Origin of the sequence: Pseudanabaena sp. FACHB-2040 (genome assembly GCF_014696715.1) — a bacterium.
Classification (GTDB): domain Bacteria; phylum Cyanobacteriota; class Cyanobacteriia; order Phormidesmidales; family Phormidesmidaceae; genus JACVSF01.
Genome location: NZ_JACJQO010000021.1, coordinates 1 through 16,876, shown reverse-complemented (window position 1 = coordinate 16,876; position 16,876 = coordinate 1). Strand labels below are relative to the sequence as shown.

Genomic DNA, 16,876 nt, shown 5'->3' with positions numbered 1-16,876 from the left:
CGAGATCTGCAGCAGCTTCCCCGTTTATTTCGGCTGAATCGAATTAGGCCCGTTAGTTAAAAGAAACTAATGGGCCAATTTTTATAGCCAAGCTCTAGCGAACAGCTGGGCCAAGACGTTAAGGGGTCTCTGCCTGATCTCTTAGGCTGCGCCATTCTTCAACAACGAAGGGAGCAACCGCTAAATGGGCTTCGCCCCGACGTAGCGGCACGACGAGTTCTAGAGGAATAGCCCCTTTCAGATCGGCCAGAACTGGCTGAAGGTCATATTGACCAACATTATCTGGCAGATTTTGGGTTTGCGGATCTAAGGAGGACGCAGCCTGCCACGCTAGCCCAGTGCCGGTGCTAATCTGCAGCGGCTGCTGGGCAGCAACCTGGGTCATCCCCGGAAAACCCACCAGTCGCAGGTAGATTCCCTGCAGCTCGCCGCCTATAAAACGCTTAAACAGGGTTGCCTGCCAGGCGCGATCAGTGCGATCGCGCAAGCTCTGTTGAGAACGGTAGGTCGTCTGTCCGGGGCGTTCATGGTAGGTATGTGTGGCCGCTGCAGCAGGCGCGGCCCAGACCAGCACCAGGGCCAGCAGCAAGCCAACCAGCCACCGCTGCAAGGGCTTGCCGCCTAACCAAAAATGAGCCATCTATAGCTGTCCGAGCTCCTCAAGTGCCGCTCGATAGCCTGCGGCATCGCCCACTCTCAGATAGAGATCAGCGGCCTGCTGTAGGTCCTGCCTGGCCCCTAAGCTCTCACCTAGGGTGGCTTGAGCCATGCCCCGGTGGAAGTAGACATCAGGGCTGAGGGTGCGGGGGTCGTTCAAGATTACCTGGGTCAGATCGCTGTAGGCAAATTGAGACTGCCCCGTTTGGACATAGGCGCGCCCTCGGGCTGAAAACGCATCTAGATAGTTGGGTCGGATATCGATGGCCTGACTGTAATCTGCGATCGCACCCGGCGTATCGCCAATTGCTAATCGAGCATCGCCCCGAGCTTTGTAGGCTTCAGCATAGTTAGCATCGATAAAAATGGCCTCACTGTAGTCAGAGATCGCCCCCAACTCGTCCCCCGTAGACATCCGGGCATCGCCTCGTTGCTTGTAGGCATCGGCTCGTTCTGGGTTGAGTTCTAGGGTACGGGCAAAGTCTCGCTCAGCTCCAGCAAAATCTCGCTGGTTGGCTCGCACAATGCCCCGGTTCATGTAAGCCTCGGATAGTCTGGGGTTGAGCTCAATCGCTCGGTTCAAATCCTCAAGGGCTCGGCCAAGCCGGTTCTGCTGCACGTAGATGTAGCTGCGATTGAGATAGGCGCTAGCCCCATTAGGATTGAGGCTAATAGCCCGATTCAGATCGTCTAGGGCTGGCTCTAGCAGGCCTAGGTGGTAATAGCCCACACCCCTACCCATGTAAGCAGCAGGGCGGCTGTTGTTGAGTTCGATGGCCCGACTAAAATCGGCTACGGCATCCTCGTGGGCCCCGACTTTCTCGTAGGCAAAACCACGCAAGATATAGGCATCGACCGAGTCTGGGTTGCGGTTTATGGCCTCAGTAAAGTCTTCAATGGCCAGATCCGTATTGCCTGCGTCAGAGTCTGCCAAACCTCGATACAGATAGGTTTCAACCGAGTCTGGATCGAGCTGAACGGCAGTATTAAAATCCGCCGAGGCGGCCTCGCGGTTACCCATGTTGTAGTAGGTAATGCCCCGCATGAAGTAGGCAGTTGCGTAGCTCGGGTTGAGCTGAATCGCTCGGTCTAGGTTGGAAATTGCTGTTGTGTAGTCTTGCTGTCGGGCGTAGACCAGACCCCGATAGACATAAGCTTCAGCGTAGCTGGGGTTGGCAGCGATGGCTTCGTCAAAGCTAACTAGAGCTGCTTCTAGGTTGCCGCTTTGAAACAACTCCACGCCTCGGTTGTAAGCCTCCACCGGATTGGGAGCCACGACTGGCGGCGAAACGGCTGGCTCCTCCGACTGACCCTCAACGGGTTCGGAAGCCGGTTCAGCCTGAGCCAGAGCCCCCGCTGGAGCCAATCCTAACAGCAGCGTCAGGCTCAGCAAGGTTGTTATGGTACGAGTCTTGGTCATAGCTGTCTCCCCCACGCCTATCACGAGATGTCCCGATTGAAAACGGGTATGGGGCCTATCATAGGTCACCCTGCCGGGAATGAAATAGTTAGATTCCCAGATTTTTTACCATAGAGAAGATACGCTCAAGGCAATTCAAATGAAGCAGCCGTTTCGCATTCGGTGGCGGTGGGGGCTGATCGGGCTGACTCTACTGGTATTTTGGGTGCTGGTGGGGCTCATGCCCGCCCCCGCATCGGCCCAGGTGGAATCGCGATTGTCGCAGTTAGAGTTTCAGCTGCGGCAGGTGCGATCGCAAGTCAGCCAAATCGAGGCCCGCCTATCTCAGCCCAGCTTGGCCCGTCCTGCAGCCCCTCGTCCCGCGACTCCGACCGGGGAGATTCCAGCCGATCCTTCACTGGGGGAGCAGTTTGACAACCTGGCAACTCTAACTATTGAGCTGAGGCAGCAGATCCGCACTTTAGAGGAGCGAGTTACGCAGTTAGAGCAGCAGAGAAGCCGTTGAAGAGATGAGGATTACAGCCCTGCTGCAGATGAGCCCGGGAAATCCAAAATCGGGTATCAATAATACTGGGGAGGGTAGGGAACCCTAGGGACGCTCACATCAGGATATTTACTGAATGGCCTCAGAAAGGGCCCTGGAAAAAGCCTCCGAGAAGGCCCCTAAGAAGGCCCTGGAGCAGGTTCTACAGTGGCTGGCCCAAAGTAGGTTCCCAGAGATTTTCCCAGAGAGGTTTCTAGGGATGTCGTCAAATTCAGGGCGGGTCATTCTTAAGGTGCTTTGGGTACTGCTGCTGAGCCTGCAAGGGATCACCCTAGCAGCTGCCTTGAGCTGGCTTTTTCTGCCCCAGAGCCAGGCTGCTTTTGCTGGGGTTGGGCTGGGCCATGCGATCGCAGCTTCTTCAATCTGCCAGGTCATCTTAGGGCAAATTCTTTACCGCAGGTACCTCAATCGCTTAGACCCCACCCACGCCGCTGAGGACACTCCCCAGCACCAGCCGCTGGATTTGACGATACAGACCGCTCACCATCAAATTGCCCAAAATCAAACCCAACTGGCCGATATCCTCAATAACACTCTGGCCTGCATTGCTCAGTACCGACTTTATCCCGATAACCGCTTTACCTATGATTTTTGGTCAGAAGGGGCAGAGTCCGTTTTTGGCTTTTCGGCTCAGGCGTTTAGGGCTAACCCCCGGCTCTGGTTTTCTCGGGTGCTGCCAGAAGACATCGAAGCCGTCGTCAAACCGGTGTGGGATGTCATCAAAGCCGGGAAAACAAGCTACATAGAGTACCGGTTTTGCCATCAAGACGGGTCGCTGCGGTGGATCGCCAGCGCAGCAACCGCCCGATGGGACGAGCAGGCAGGCTGCTGGGTGTGTACCGTAATCGATACTGATATTAGCGATCGCAAAGCCCTAGAGATAGCGGTGCGCCATTCCCAGGCCCAGCTCAGCGCTATCTTGGACGACGCCAGCACCGGCATTGCCAGCTTCCGGCTCTACGCCGACCGCACCTGGGAATATGACTACTCCTCCGCTGGCCATGCCCACGTTTTTGGGTTTAGCCGCCAGGAGCTACATGCAGATAAAACCCTCTGGTATTCCCGAGTGTGGCCAGAGGATCAGGCTATGCTGACTGGCCCCCTGTTTGAGGATCTGTTCCAGGAACGCGCCTGCAACGTCGAATTTCGCTTTCGCCACAAAAACGGCTCTTGGCGCTGGATCTCCGGCAGCTACACCTCTCGGCGAGATCGCGAGGCTGACTGCTGGGTGATTGTCAATGTCAGTCAAGACATTACTGCGCGTAAACAGGCTGAAGAGAGCCTACGCTGCTTTGAGCGGGTTTTTTCGGCCACCACAGATGCCATCGCCCTGGTTGATCGAAACTTTAACTTCCAGTTAGCGAACCAAGCTTACCTAGACCGTTTCCATCTCCAGCCTGAGGAAATCATAGGCCACCCAGCTCAAGAAATTATTGGGGAGGCTGTGTTTAAAAGCACATCTGAGCGGCTTAAGCGCTGTCTAGCGGGGGAAGACCTGCGGTTTGAGCTGTGGTTTGAGCACCCTGCTGTCGGTCGAGAATTTAACAGCGTTACCTACTCGCCCTACCGCGAGCTAGATGGCACAGTTTCAGGAGTGGTCGTCAGCATTCGCAACCTGACTGAACTCAGACTGGCCCAAGAGGCTCTGTGGGAGAGCGAGGCCCGCTTTCGCCTGGTGGCTGAAAACATGAACGATTTGGTGTGTCTGCACGATCGCGAGGGCACCTTTCTCTACGTCAGCCCCTCCTGCCGAATGCTTTTAGGTTACGAGCCTGAGGAACTGGTGGGCACTAGCCCCTATGACTTGATTCATCGAGAGGAGTGCGATCGCGTTCGAGAAACCATTCATCAGCCAGCTCTACAGGACGTTGATTCTTCTATTACCTATCGCGTCCGCCGCAAAACTGGAGAATACATTTGGCTAGAAACCCTGACCAGCTCTATCCTGAACGACACCGGCCAAGTCATTCAGATTCAAACTGCTTCCCGCGACGTCACCGAGAAAATTGAAATTCAGAACCAGCTAAAGTACGAAGCTTTGCACGATGCCCTCACAGGACTGCCCAATCGCAACTTGCTGATGGAGCGGTTAGCGCTGGCCCTAGAGCGTCTGCAGCGCCAGGCCGACTTCAATTTTGCTGTGCTGTTTCTCGATCTAGACCGCTTTAAGGTGATTAACGACAGTTTGGGGCATCAGGTAGGAGATGACCTACTATTGGGAATTGCCCAAAAGCTCTCAGCTCTAGTGCGAACCGTTGATTTGGCAGCTCGCCTTAGTGGCGACGAGTTTGTGGTGTTGCTAGAAGACATTGAAGGCGTTGGCGATGCTGTGCGAATTGCCGAGCGGGTTTTGCACGATCTTCAGCAGCCCTTTACGCTGCAGGGTCGAGAGGTCTTTGTCAGCACCAGTATCGGCATCGTTATCGGTTCGCCCCGTTACCAGCAGGGCGACGAGCTGCTGCGAGACGCCGATATTGCCATGTACCGCGCTAAAGCAAACGGCAAAGCCTGCTACGCCATTTTCGACCCTCAAATGCATCTGCAGGTGCTGCGTGAAATGGATTTAGAAAACGCCCTGCGCTTGGCCCTAGAGCAGCAGCAGTTCATCCTTCACTACCAGCCGGTCGTTTCGCTCAAAACGGGTCGTGTCGAGAGCTTTGAGGCCCTAGTCAGATGGCACCATCCTCAACAGGGCCTGATTTACCCTGGAGAGTTTATTCCCCTAGCTGAAGAAACGGGTCTGATTGTGCCCCTAGGCAACTGGATTCTCCGGGAAGCCTGCCGCCAACTCAGCCTCTGGCAGGCTCAACATCCCCTAGCCAAAGCTCTGACGCTGAGCATTAATCTCTCTCCTCGCCAGCTAAAAGACCCCAATCTGGTCACTGAACTGGAGGCTGTTTTGATGGCTACCGCTATCTCGCCCCAGTGCCTAACTTTAGAGATCACCGAAAACGTTTTAATTGAGGACATTGAGCACACTATCAACGTGCTGGCGGCAATCCGCGCTCATGGGGTCGGCCTGAGCATTGATGATTTTGGCACTGGCTACTCCTCCTTAAGCTACCTGCACCGCTTCCCCTTCACGGCACTCAAGATCGATCAGTCTTTCGTGTCTCAACTGGGCCAACAGCGGGAAAACCCCGGTATTGTCAGAACCATGGTGGCTCTGGCCGACAGCCTGGGGCTTAATGCGATCGCAGAAGGCATCGAAACCGATCACCAGCTCACCTTTCTCCAGGATCTTCACTGTGAATGCGGTCAGGGCTACCTGTTCAGCCGCCCGCTCACCACTCCTCAAGTTGAAGCGCTGCTGGCCGCAGAACTTCACTTGCCGCCTAAACCTGCTGGTTGAGGCTGGTTGAAGCGATCGCTACTTAAAATTAAACCGTCTCCTGCGTCACAACCCCTCCAGGGGGGATGTGAAAAAATAACCAGCGGTTTATCAGTCAGTAAGACTACTGATGAGCCGTCATGCTTTTAATGCAACCTGGAGAGCAAATGCCGTTTTTCCCTCGTCAAGGTCTTTTGTGGGGCGTGTGTGCGATCGCAGCACCGATCATGGGAGCAATCCCGGCCCAAGCCGCTACTTTGGGTATCGGTGCCACCGCCGCTCAAGAAACTTACTACCTATCCGAATTTTTAGCTGGCCGCAGCATCGGCACCGCCAAGGAAGCCGAAACTGTTGATTACCTCAGTGAGCGACTCAGCTCCTTTGGCTACACGCCAGAACTGCAGCCCTTTACCTACACCTTTCGAGGTCAGCAGTTCACCTCCTACAACGTCATTGCCGAGCGGCAGGGCACCTCATCCAAGCAAATCATCCTAGGAGCCCACTACGATACAGCTCCCAGCAGCGCTACGCTTGATCGCTCTGGTCTAGAGGGCACCAACGACAATGCCTCTGGAGTCGGTGTGCTGCTAGAGCTAGCCGAGCGGCTGCAGCAAGACACCAATCTCACCGTTAAGTTTGTCTTCTTTGGGGCCGAAGAAATTGGCCTGATCGGCTCTGAGTACTATGCCAACAGCCTCAGTCCCGAGGAAATCCGTAACACTGCAGTAATGGTCAACCTCGACAGCTTGGTTCTAGGCGACAAACTGTATCTCCATGCCGGTCGTGGGGCAGCCGAAAACCCCGACTGGTTTAGATTCCGCGATTTGACCCTAGAGATTGCTGAGGAGTACGGCATTGCCGCTGAAACCAACCCCGGCCTCAATCCCAATTACCCCGCCGGAACGGGCTGCTGCAGCGACCTAGAGTCATTTGACTTGCTCATGCCGGTCGTCGCAGCAGAGGCGACAAACTGGGATATCGGCGATCTAGACGGCTACACCCAGACCAGCAACCCCGCCATTCCAAATGGAGCAACCTGGCACATCCCAGCGCTCGACAACCGAGAGGTGATCACCACGGTCTTTCCAGGGCTAATCGAGCAGCGCACCCGCGACTACACCCTGATTTTCGATACGTTTATTGATCGAGTTGATGCCGATCGCACAATCGTGCCCGAACCTACTAGCTTCATTGGTCTAGTGGTGGGGGCCGGGTCAGGCTATCTGATGTTGCGACGGCGACGGAGTGCCGTGAAGTAGGCGTTAGAAGAGGACGCGGGGAGGGAGATGGGAAAGTTTTGAATTCATCTGATTCGTGAACTCAAAACTCAAAACCCACTCTCCTATCCCCACCCATCCACTCACCCACCTCCCTTACGATGGAGAAACCTCTGCACTCTGCCCCGTAGTGAAGATTCTCCATTTCCTCAAAGGGCTGCTGCCCGTTCTGACTAGCCTGCTGTTTGCGGGCAGTTTCGTTGCTGGTAAATATACGACTCTAGACTTGGGGCCGCTGACGACGTCTCTACTGCGCTATCTGATTGCGGCCCTGACTTTGGGCCTGCTGGTTAGGTACTCAGCCAGTCCTGCTGACCTGAAGATTGAGCGACGGGACTGGCTGCCGATGGGCTTGCTGGGCAGCTTTGGCGTGGTAGGCTATCACTATTTCTTTTTTGCCAGCTTGAGCCACACTGCTGTTGCCAATACGGCGATCATTAACGCGTTTAACCCAGTAGTCACAGGGCTACTGGCCGCAGCGTTTATTGGAGAGCGGCTGCGGCTGCGCCAGTATGGCGGGGGTGCGATCGCACTGCTTGGCGTACTCACCCTACTCACCCAAGGCCATCTGCTGCGCTTGCTAGAGCTACGGCTCAATCGGGGCGACCTGCTGATGCTGGGTGCCGTTTTTTGTTGGGCAATTTATGCCCTACTAATTAAGCAGCTGAGTCAGCGCCACAGCGGCCTGATCATTACCTTCTATGCTGCGCTAAGCGGGGTGGTGCAATTGCTGGTTTTGGCGGGGCTAGAGTACTGGTGGCAGCAGCTCGCCACTCTCTCTCTAGCCTCGTTTCTATCTTTGCTCTATATGGGGACGGCGGCTTCGGGCTTGGGCTATCTGCTGTTTAATCTCAGCATTCAGCGCATCGGCCCAACGCGCACCGCCAGCGTGGTCTACAGCAGTGTGCCGGTGTTTGTCGCAGGGCTGGCCTGGCTCTTTTTCCGCGAACCGGTCACCCCTGTCATGCTGTCTAGCATGGGGCTAATTTTGGTCGGCATGAATTTTGTGCTGCGGTGAAGAAACCCGCAGTTTCACTCGCCTCCCGACCCAAATCCCCGCCTATAATACGGCAGACGATCCCAACCCAACCAACCTAAGTCGCCCAAAACTGCATGGTCGCAGGCTCCTACAACATTAATACTCCTGGCTGGCAGATCCGAAAAACGGTTCGGCAGTTTCAGGAATGGTTTGAGTACCAGTTCTCTAAAGTTGATCTAGAAGGGCCAGACTTGCCCCAGTGGAGCTGGCCTGCAGGCTTGGCCAGAGGACTGTTTTGGGTTTTGGTTGTAGGTCTAGGTCTGTGGCTGAGCTGGCTGCTGTACCGGGCAATCTTGGCCTCCTGGCAAAAGCGGCAGGCGCGCCAAGCTGCTCAGCCAGCTACCCGATCAGTGCCCACCCCCGAGGTTCGATCTGCCCAGGCGTGGTGGCGCGAAGCCAATGCCCTAGCCCAAGCCGGACAATACCGGGCGGCCTGCCGCGCCCTCTATCTAGCCGCCCTACAAAAGCTGCATGAGCAGCAGCAAATTGTTTACGACCCTAGCCGCACCGATGGCGAATACCTTCAGACCCTAGCCCAGGCACCCAGAGGCCGCCCCTACGAGCTGCTGATCCGCACCCATGAGCGCAGCGAGTTTGGCAATGCCACCGTCTCAGCTGAAACCTATCAGCGCTGCCGCCAGGCATATCAGGAGATTGATCGACCATGACCGCACCGCTGCGGCTGTCTAACCGTTATCTGTGGATTGGCCTGATCTTTCTGGTACTGCTGGCGTTTTTGTCTTTTTTAGCGGCTCCTGCCAGCAACCGACTGACCAGCGGCTCTAGCTGGAACCAAGGCCCCGATGGCTACAGTGCCTGGTATGACTACATGGCTCAGCAGGGAACGCCATTGCAGCGGTGGCAGCGCCCAGTCGAAGACCTGATCAAGCAGCTGGCAGAAACCTCAGCGCCCGACGCCCCGGCAACTTTGGTACAGGTAAATTCTGGGTTTATCCAGCCTGGAGCGCTGTACCCGCTGCGGCCCTGGCTCTCGGACTGGGCCGAGGCGGGTCACCATGTGATAATTTTGGGCCAACAGGAACCGGCTACAGCCGCTCCGTTTGCCACCCAGCAGGCCAGCCCAGCGGGGTTAATTACAGTTGAGACGCGGCGACGGGCTAGCCTATCTGAGGCCCGGCAGCCGCTACTGGCCGATGACTATGGTGCGATCGCATGGCAGCGCCCCGAGGGCAACGGCCTAGTCACCGTCATTGTCACCCCCCATCTAGCCGCAAATGCTTACCAGGCTGACCCTGGCAATTTCCCTTTTTTAGCCGACGTCGTGACTCAGGCGGGCGGCCCTATTTGGGTAGACGAGTATCTGCACGGCTACAAAGAGGCCGATGTGGTAGTTGAAGAAGCCGGCGACAGCTGGATCAGCTACCTGGCTCAGACCCCTCTGGTCGTGATTGTTACCCAGCTGGTACTGGTGGGGTTAGTGGCGCTGGTGGCGCAAAACCGTCGGTTTGGCGTTAAGCAGCGGCTTAAAAGACCCGTTGTAGACAACAGCGAGGCCTATATTGCGGCCCTAGCCGGAGCGCTTCACAAAGCAGGTAGCCACGATTTTGTCACCACAACCCTGAGTAAAGCTGAGCGGCTGACCCTACAGAAAACGCTGGGGCTAGGAGAAGGGCCTGTACCCGATGCCGCCTTACAAACAGCCTGGACTCAGTCAACTGGAGAGGCCGCCCAGGAACTGACTAGCCTGGTCGAACCTCCCACCCGCCTACAGCGCGACCAAGAGCTAGCTGCCTGGCTGCAGCGCCTGCAAACCCTACACCAATCCATCCTCAAGAGGAATCCCGCTCCATGAATGAGCCCCAAGCCGCCATTAACCGCATCGGTCAAACCCTGAGCCAGGTGGTAGTGGGTCAAACGGCGCTGGTAGAGCAGCTGCTGGTTGCCCTGTTGGCAGGTGGCCACGTAATTTTAGAAGGCGTTCCCGGTACCGGCAAAACCTTGCTGGTCAAGGTCATTTCTCAGCTAATTCAGGCCGATTTTTGCCGAGTTCAACTCACCCCTGATATCTTGCCCTCCGACATTTTGGGCACCAACATTTTTGACCTCACCAGCCGCAGTTTCAACCTCAAGCAGGGGCCTGTGTTTACCCAGGTACTGCTGGCCGATGAGGTTAACCGCACCCCGCCCAAAACCCAGGCGGCCTTGCTAGAAGCGATGGAAGAGCAGCAGGTAACGTTAGACGGCAAGAGCTACCCCTTGCCCGATCTGTTTTGGGTGGTCGCAACCCAAAACCCCCTGGAGTTTGAGGGCACCTACCCTCTACCAGAGGCTCAGCTCGATCGCTTTTTGTTTAAGCTAATGGTGCCCTACCCTGACCCTGCGGCCGAAAAACAAATGCTGCTCAACGCCCAAGCCGGATTTGAGGCCAAGCGCTTAGACTTAGCCAAGCTAAAGCCGATCACGACGGCTGCTGAGATCGTGGCCGCCCGTCAGGCAATTAAGGCCGTCACTGTGCAGGAGAGCATTTTGGACTACCTGCTAGCGCTGGTGCAAAAGACCCGTCAGCACGCGGATCTGGATCTGGGCACCTCACCTCGGGCAGCAGTACTGTGGCTGCAAAGCAGCAAAGCCCATGCCTGGCTGCAGGGCAGAGACTACATCACGCCAGACGACGTCAAGGCCGTAGCGCCTCCCCTGCTGCGACATCGGTTGATCCTAGGCGCAGAAGCACAGCTCGATGGACTCACCGTCGAAAAGGTAATTCGGGGCCTGCTTGATGGCATTCCGGTACCCCGGTGATGGCAATGGTTCCTACAACCCGCACCTACGGACTGCTACTGGCGTTGGGTGTGATCGCAACCCTACAGTCCACCTTTTCTGATGGCCCCAGTCGGTTAGGGCTAGCTATTTTCACCCTGCTGGTGTTAGACGGAGCCGTGCTATTGGCAATGGTTTGGGATGGCTGGCAAGTGCGCTCCCAGCGGGCACAGATTACCCGCTCCCCCCTACACCGGCTCTCCATTGGGCGAGACAATCCCCTGACGCTGACCCTGCAGCCAGGTTCCAGAGCAGCTGAGCTAAGAATCTATGACCACTACCCGGCCGAATTTGAGGGCACGCCCATGCCCCTAGTAGCGAGCATCCCAGTGGGGCAGCCAGCAGAGCTAACCTATACCGTCAACCCCAAACATCGGGGAGAGTATGCCTGGGGCGATCTGCAGGTACAGCAGCGGGGGCCGTTGGGCCTGGCCTGGGCCGACTGGAGGCTGCCGCTAGCGGGCACAGTTGCTGTCTACCCCGACCTAATTGGCCTGCGCCAGCTCTCTATTCGGCTGGCGCTACAGTCGACCGGCACCCTGCGGCAGCAGCGTCAGCTCGGTGTTGGCACCGAATTTGCTGAGCTGCGGGAGTACGGCACCGGCGACGACCCCCGCTTTATCGACTGGAAAGCCACCGCCCGCCACAGCGCTCCCCTAGTCCGGGTTCTGGAACCAGAGCGAGAGCAAACCCTGATCGTGCTGCTAGATCGAGGTCGCCTGATGACCGCGCAAGTCCAGGGCCTGTCCCGCTTTGACTGGGGCCTCAATGCTGCCCTAGCCCTAGCTCTGGCAGGCATTCATCGGGGCGATCGCGTCGGCATAGGCGTGTTTGATCGCACGCTTCACAGTTGGCTGCCGCCCAAAGGAGGCCAGCCCTATCTGCAGCAAATGATCGAGCGGCTAACGCCGCTTCAGCCAGTGCTGCTGGAGTCCGACTACCTAGGGGCAGTTACCCAAATCGTAAAACAGCAGCACCGCCGCGCCCTAGTAGTAGTGCTCACCGATGTTGTAGACCAAACTGCCTCAGCAGAGCTGCTGTCAGCGCTGGTGAGGCTGCGACCCCGTTATCTACCCTTCTGCGTCACCCTGCGCGATCCCGAAGTAGACCGGCGGGCCCAAACTTTTCAGACTCAGGTAGGTGAGGCTTACTCGCGAGCAGTGGCCTTAGATCTACTGGCCCAGCGGCAGGCCGTCTTTACCCGCCTGCAGCAGCGGGGCGTCTTAGTGCTAGATGCGCCCGCTAACCGGATCACCGATCCTCTGGTCGAGGCTTACCTTCGCATCAAAAACCGCAGCCGATTGTAAAGCAGCACTGTTCGCAAAAATCGATACAATTCAAGGGTGTGTGACGGCATTCCTGTAGACCCGTGTGATGAATTTCCCAGATTGTTGAAAACAGCAGCTCGGTAGAGAAAGTCCACGAGATTCCTTCAGATAAGAGCCGAATTAAAGAATTTTGCATAGAAGCCGAGCCAAGAAAACCATTCTCGGCGCACAACACAGCGATCAGGATTCAACATGGTTGTCGGGAATCCTTTTAAGAAATACGCAGCTATCCGTATCGTTTTGGTTTATGCCTTTACTAGCGCGTGTTGGATACTAGTTTCTGATTATTTTCTCGAAAAAATCGTCTCCAATGAGTTACTACTGACCCAACTGCAAACTTTGAAGGGTTGGTTCTTTGTCCTAGCCACTAGCGGCATTCTGTACGGACTGTTGCAGACCAACCAGCGTTCTCAGCATAAAAGCTATACCTTGCTGCAAAAAGTCGTGGAGGGCACCACCGACGCGATTTTTGTCAAAGACCGCCGAGGTCGCTACATTATGGTGAATTCGGTAACAGCCTCGATTCTAGGTCAGCCTGTAGACGCCATTTTGAATCGGGAGGATACAGCCCTTATGCCTGCAGAAATGGCTCAGCAGATCCAAAAAGCCGATCAGGAGATCATGGCTAGGGGTGAGCCGGTCAGTTTAGAAGAGCAGGTTTTACAGGGCTCCCAGATCAGGACTTTTTGGTCAACCAAGTATGTCTGGCGCAATTCTCAGGGGCATGTACAGGGCCTGATCGGCATTGCTCGCGATTTGACTGAATACAAGCAGTTGCAGGAAGAGCGGCAGCAGCTCATCGCCAATCTGCAGGCGCAGGCTGAAGATCTGCAGGCGCTGCATCTGATTACTGCCAACGCCGTCAGCACCCTCAATTTAGAAGAACTGCTCAGTGTCCTGCTAGATCGGCTGATGTCAGTCACTCAGGCAGACGCGGCGATGATTCTACTTAGCCAAAATCACAGTCTCTACGTTCGCGCTAGTCGGGGGTTGTCTGAGTCCGAAATCACGCTTTACAACAGCATTGTGGGAGAGGGATTTGCCGGAACTGTCTTTCAGACCGGTAAACCGCTCTATGTAGAAGATGCTAGCCAGGATTTGCGCTTTAGAGCCGCTAGCCCGATGCCGCGCTTAACCCACACTTTGCTGGGCGTGCCTTTGCAAAGAGGTACCCAGCGCATTGGGGTGCTACAGCTTGAGTGGCAAAACATCCAGCCCTATCAGGAGCGGATTTTGCACTTGCTGGAAATTATTGGTGAGCGGTGTACGCTGGCAATTCTCAATGCACAGCTGTTTGAGCAAACGCAGGCTTTGAAGGAACGGCTGCAGCTACAGATCGACCGGATGCCGGTGGGCTGCATTATTCACGATCAGGAATTCCGCTTTGTCGACTGGAACCAAGCAGCTGAGTCTATTTTTGGTTACACCAAAGCAGAAGTCTTGGGTCAGCACCCCTTCAGCCGAATTGTGCCGCCTTCAGCCCAATCTCAGGTCAGTCAGATCTTTCAGCGAGTTGTCCAGGGGGACATGACGGCCCACTGTTTTAATGAAAACCAGACCTGCACCGGTCGGCTAATTTTGTGCAGCTGGCACAACACCCCCTTGCTAGACGCAGAAGGCAACTTTGTCGGGCTGCTATCGATGGTGCAGGATGTGACGGAGCAGAAGCAGGCAGAGGAACAGCTTAAGCGGCTGGCCTACTTTGACCCGCTGACTAGCTTGCCCCGCCGCAGTCTTTTTCTGCAGCGGCTAGAGGAGCTAATCGAGGCGCAGCGCAACGATAGCCGCCGTTCCCTGGCTGTGCTGTATCTGGATATAGAGCGGTTTAAGTTTATTAAATACAGTTTGGGGCACCACATTGCTGAGGCGCTGCTGATTGCGATCGCAATCGAGCGCCTAGTCAATGCCGGAGCCAAAGTTGTTGCTTTCGATGTTCTTTTCACTACTAACAGCGCTTATGGACCCAGCGACGACCAGCAGTTCGCCCAAATCTTAAACCAGTACGGCGATCGCGTTGTCCTTGGCTCAACCTTCAGCAGCACAGACCTAAACCAGGGCGACCTATCCCGGCCCAACCTACCCATTCCGATTCTCCTCAACACGCCCGCAACAACCGGACTCGTCCAATTCCCCATTGAAATCGATGGGCGCATTCACAGACAGGGTAGCCAGTACATTAGCGACTTAGCCAAATCCAACGCAGACATCGACAGCACCAGCACTATCGACAGCGAAATTGACTCCGTCAAAAGTTTTGCCGAGAGTGTCTTAGCTGTAGCCGAGATCGATTATCCTGCCCCACCTGGTCCCTACATCAACTACTCCGGCCCCCACCGCACCTTTGAGCACATCCCGTTCTGGTACGTGCTCGATTCCGATCCCTGGACTAACTACCTCCAGTCCGGCACAGTTTTTAAAGACAAGATCGTCATCATTGGTGCTACAGCAGGCAGCCTGCAAGACTTCTGGGCTGCCCCCTTCTCCCAAACCTTCTTCTACCCCAAGCCCCTCTCAGGCGTCGAAATCCTAGCCAACGACATCGCTACTCTACAAGCCGGTACTGCCCTCCGAGAAGGATTGCCCCAACCCTGGATGCGAGGGCTTTTAATCCTGGCAACAGGCTGCGGGTACGGCCTCTTGTTACGTCAGCTCAAGCGCCCAACGGCTCGTTTAGCGCTAACAGTTTCCAGCGCTGGCCTGTGGTTGGGGCTAGGCTTTGTAGTCTTCTCTCAGGCTGGAGTCGTGCTGCCTACAGCCACCCCTATCATTGCTTTTTTGACCATGGGTGGAGCCTACCTCATCACAAATGTAGTGACCGAGCAAATCAGCAAACAGCGGCTGCGCAAGACCCTAGCCTTCTATGCAACTTCACCTATTGTTCAGGAGATCATTAGTCAGCAGGAAGACTTTCACGACCTGCTCAAGGCCCGCGAAGAAGAAGTCATCGGTCTGCTGCTGCAAGATCGCTACCAAGTTATCAAACTACTGGGATCAGGCGGATTTGGGGAAACCTACGTCGCCCAAGACACCCAGCGTCCCGGTTCGCCAACCTGCGTAGTCAAGCAGCTCAAAATCATCAGCGATGACCCCAAAGCCCACATCCTGGCCCGCAGACTCTTCACCGCAGAAGCCGAGACCTTAGAACAGTTGGGCCACCACGATCAAATTCCTCGACTGCTAGCCTCTTTTGAAGCTCACTACTCCTTCTATCTGGTAGAAGAAATGATTGAAGGGCGTCTGCTTCGAGATGAGCTAGCCTCCCGTACGCCCAAATCCCAGCTCTATGTCCTCAGCTTGCTCAAAGACATCCTGCCAGTTGTGACCTTTGTTCACAGCCAGAATGTTATTCACAGAGACATCAAACCTTCTAACCTAATCCGTCGCAAATCCGATAAGCGCCTAGTGCTAATTGACTTTGGTGCAGTCAAACAAATCTCCAACAAGCTCACTGATACCTATGCTCAAGTAACCTCCACCATTGGTATTGGCACGCAAGGGTACATGCCCAGCGAACAGTCTGCCGGAATGCCTAAATTAAACAGTGACCTCTATGCTATTGGCATTACCGCTATCGAAGCCCTAACTGGACTCCCTCCCTATGCCTTACAGCGAGATAAATTTGGTGAGGTGATTTGGAAGCACGCTGTCTCCACGCTTAATTCAGAATTCGCCAACATCCTGACCCAACTTGTGCGCTACGACTTCACAGAAAGGTACCAAAGCAGTGAGGAGGTGCTGGCAGATCTACTTGCCGTTGAGCAGCAGCTTCAAAACGAAGCCTCAGCAGAAGAGCTCGAAGCCTTCAACAACCCTTCTGAAGATATTGCAGACCTATATACAAAACCTGAAGAAAGCGAAATCGAGGAAAGCGAAATCATAGACAGCAGCACCTGCGTCTTACCCGATGGCTGGAACGTGGAAGAAGAGGTGGATGAAACCGTTAAGCTAGAGAGTTAAATCAAGCAGAACTCGCTTCATCTAAAACCAGCCGCGCCCAGGCCGAAACAAACCAGTCTGCCGTTACCTCACAGGTTGATGGATGGCGTTAGCAGCACAAATAGGCAAGCCACTTTTTTATTGGCTTGCCTATTTGCATATTGACGGATGCGCTCCATTATTTATTTCAACAGTCAACCTGCTAGGGCTGGGCCACATCAGCAGACTGACTTCTACGTTTAAGGCGTATTGGTATTACCCTGCCCAGGAGGCAAAACATCACTACGACCTGGATTTACAATTTCTTGCCCAGGAGGCGTGCCATTTACTAGCCCTGGAGGAGGTGCCCCATCGCGCCCAGGCGTCTCAATCGATAGCCCTGGAGCTTGACTAGTTGGAGCTACCTTGTCAGGAAATTCAGGTCCTGGATTGTTGGGTCCTGGATTGTTGGGCCCTGGATTGTTAGGTCCTGGATTGTTAGGTCCTGGATTGTTAGGTCCTGGATTGTTAGGTCCTGGATTGTTGGGTCCTGGATTGTTGGGTCCTGGATTGTTAGGTCCTGGATT

11 protein-coding genes and 1 pseudogene are annotated in these 16,876 nt (G+C 55.3%); 9 read left to right on the top strand and 3 right to left on the bottom strand.

The window, feature by feature from the left end; translation table 11 throughout:
• Nucleotides 1–118: 118 nt before the first annotated feature.
• Together H6G13_RS22610 and H6G13_RS22605 are read right to left on the bottom strand one after the other, a co-directional pair.
• The gene (locus tag H6G13_RS22610; RefSeq protein ID WP_190487125.1) at nucleotides 119–640 is read right to left on the bottom strand and encodes a DUF3122 domain-containing protein; all 522 of its coding nucleotides are present in this window, start codon (nucleotides 638–640) and stop codon (nucleotides 119–121) included.
• Nucleotides 641–2,077 carry a tetratricopeptide repeat protein gene (locus H6G13_RS22605; protein WP_190487123.1) on the bottom strand — a complete coding sequence of 479 codons (1,437 nt, stop codon included), beginning with the start codon at nucleotides 2,075–2,077 and terminating at the stop codon, nucleotides 641–643.
• A gap of 139 nt (nucleotides 2,078–2,216) precedes the next feature.
• On the opposite strand from H6G13_RS22605, the gene H6G13_RS22600 reads away from it, so the two are divergent.
• The 9 genes from H6G13_RS22600 to H6G13_RS22560 all read left to right on the top strand — a co-directional run bounded on the left by H6G13_RS22600 (nucleotide 2,217) and on the right by H6G13_RS22560 (nucleotide 16,331).
• Nucleotides 2,217–2,582: a hypothetical protein gene (locus tag H6G13_RS22600; RefSeq protein WP_190487121.1), complete on the top strand. Its 366-nt coding sequence runs from the start codon at nucleotides 2,217–2,219 to the stop codon at nucleotides 2,580–2,582.
• A 238-nt stretch (nucleotides 2,583–2,820) separates the two neighbouring features.
• Nucleotides 2,821–5,973, top strand: a complete 3,153-nt coding sequence (locus H6G13_RS22595; protein WP_190487119.1) for an EAL domain-containing protein — start codon at nucleotides 2,821–2,823, stop codon at nucleotides 5,971–5,973.
• A 146-nt stretch (nucleotides 5,974–6,119) separates the two neighbouring features.
• Nucleotides 6,120–7,211: a M20/M25/M40 family metallo-hydrolase gene (locus H6G13_RS22590; RefSeq protein ID WP_190487117.1), complete on the top strand. Its 1,092-nt coding sequence runs from the start codon at nucleotides 6,120–6,122 to the stop codon at nucleotides 7,209–7,211.
• Nucleotides 7,212–7,359: 148 nt separating this feature from the next.
• The gene (locus H6G13_RS22585) at nucleotides 7,360–8,247 is read left to right on the top strand and encodes an EamA family transporter (protein WP_190487261.1); all 888 of its coding nucleotides are present in this window, start codon (nucleotides 7,360–7,362) and stop codon (nucleotides 8,245–8,247) included.
• Between the two features lie 95 nt (nucleotides 8,248–8,342).
• Entirely contained in the window at nucleotides 8,343–8,936 is a 594-nt protein-coding gene (locus H6G13_RS22580) for a DUF4129 domain-containing protein (RefSeq protein WP_190487115.1), read from the top strand.
• The gene (locus tag H6G13_RS22575) at nucleotides 8,933–10,081 is read left to right on the top strand and encodes a DUF4350 domain-containing protein (protein ID WP_190487113.1); all 1,149 of its coding nucleotides are present in this window, start codon (nucleotides 8,933–8,935) and stop codon (nucleotides 10,079–10,081) included. The genes H6G13_RS22580 and H6G13_RS22575 overlap by 4 nt, the downstream gene beginning before the upstream one ends.
• Nucleotides 10,078–11,028, top strand: a complete 951-nt coding sequence (locus H6G13_RS22570; RefSeq protein WP_190487112.1) for a MoxR family ATPase — start codon at nucleotides 10,078–10,080, stop codon at nucleotides 11,026–11,028. Before H6G13_RS22575 ends, H6G13_RS22570 begins: the two co-directional genes overlap by 4 nt.
• 5 nt (nucleotides 11,029–11,033) lie before the next feature.
• Nucleotides 11,034–12,353 carry a DUF58 domain-containing protein gene (locus H6G13_RS22565; RefSeq protein WP_190487259.1) on the top strand — a complete coding sequence of 440 codons (1,320 nt, stop codon included), beginning with the start codon at nucleotides 11,034–11,036 and terminating at the stop codon, nucleotides 12,351–12,353.
• 213 nt (nucleotides 12,354–12,566) lie between these two features.
• The gene (locus H6G13_RS22560; protein ID WP_190487110.1) at nucleotides 12,567–16,331 is read left to right on the top strand and encodes a PAS domain-containing protein; all 3,765 of its coding nucleotides are present in this window, start codon (nucleotides 12,567–12,569) and stop codon (nucleotides 16,329–16,331) included.
• A gap of 218 nt (nucleotides 16,332–16,549) precedes the next feature.
• Here the strand turns inward: H6G13_RS22560 and H6G13_RS28480 are convergent.
• Nucleotides 16,550–16,876, bottom strand: a pseudogene (locus H6G13_RS28480) (hypothetical protein); the annotation flags it as partial.

Coding starts and splice junctions, on each gene's coding strand:
- H6G13_RS22610 (WP_190487125.1), bottom strand. CDS start 640: ATGGCTCATTTTTGGTTAGGCGGCAAGCCCTTGCAGCGGTGGCTGGTT.
- H6G13_RS22605 (WP_190487123.1), bottom strand. CDS start 2,077: ATGACCAAGACTCGTACCATAACAACCTTGCTGAGCCTGACGCTGCTG.
- H6G13_RS22600 (WP_190487121.1), top strand. CDS start 2,217: ATGAAGCAGCCGTTTCGCATTCGGTGGCGGTGGGGGCTGATCGGGCTG.
- H6G13_RS22595 (WP_190487119.1), top strand. CDS start 2,821: ATGTCGTCAAATTCAGGGCGGGTCATTCTTAAGGTGCTTTGGGTACTG.
- H6G13_RS22590 (WP_190487117.1), top strand. CDS start 6,120: ATGCCGTTTTTCCCTCGTCAAGGTCTTTTGTGGGGCGTGTGTGCGATC.
- H6G13_RS22580 (WP_190487115.1), top strand. CDS start 8,343: ATGGTCGCAGGCTCCTACAACATTAATACTCCTGGCTGGCAGATCCGA.
- H6G13_RS22575 (WP_190487113.1), top strand. CDS start 8,933: ATGACCGCACCGCTGCGGCTGTCTAACCGTTATCTGTGGATTGGCCTG.
- H6G13_RS22570 (WP_190487112.1), top strand. CDS start 10,078: ATGAATGAGCCCCAAGCCGCCATTAACCGCATCGGTCAAACCCTGAGC.
- H6G13_RS22565 (WP_190487259.1), top strand. CDS start 11,034: ATGGTTCCTACAACCCGCACCTACGGACTGCTACTGGCGTTGGGTGTG.
- H6G13_RS22560 (WP_190487110.1), top strand. CDS start 12,567: ATGGTTGTCGGGAATCCTTTTAAGAAATACGCAGCTATCCGTATCGTT.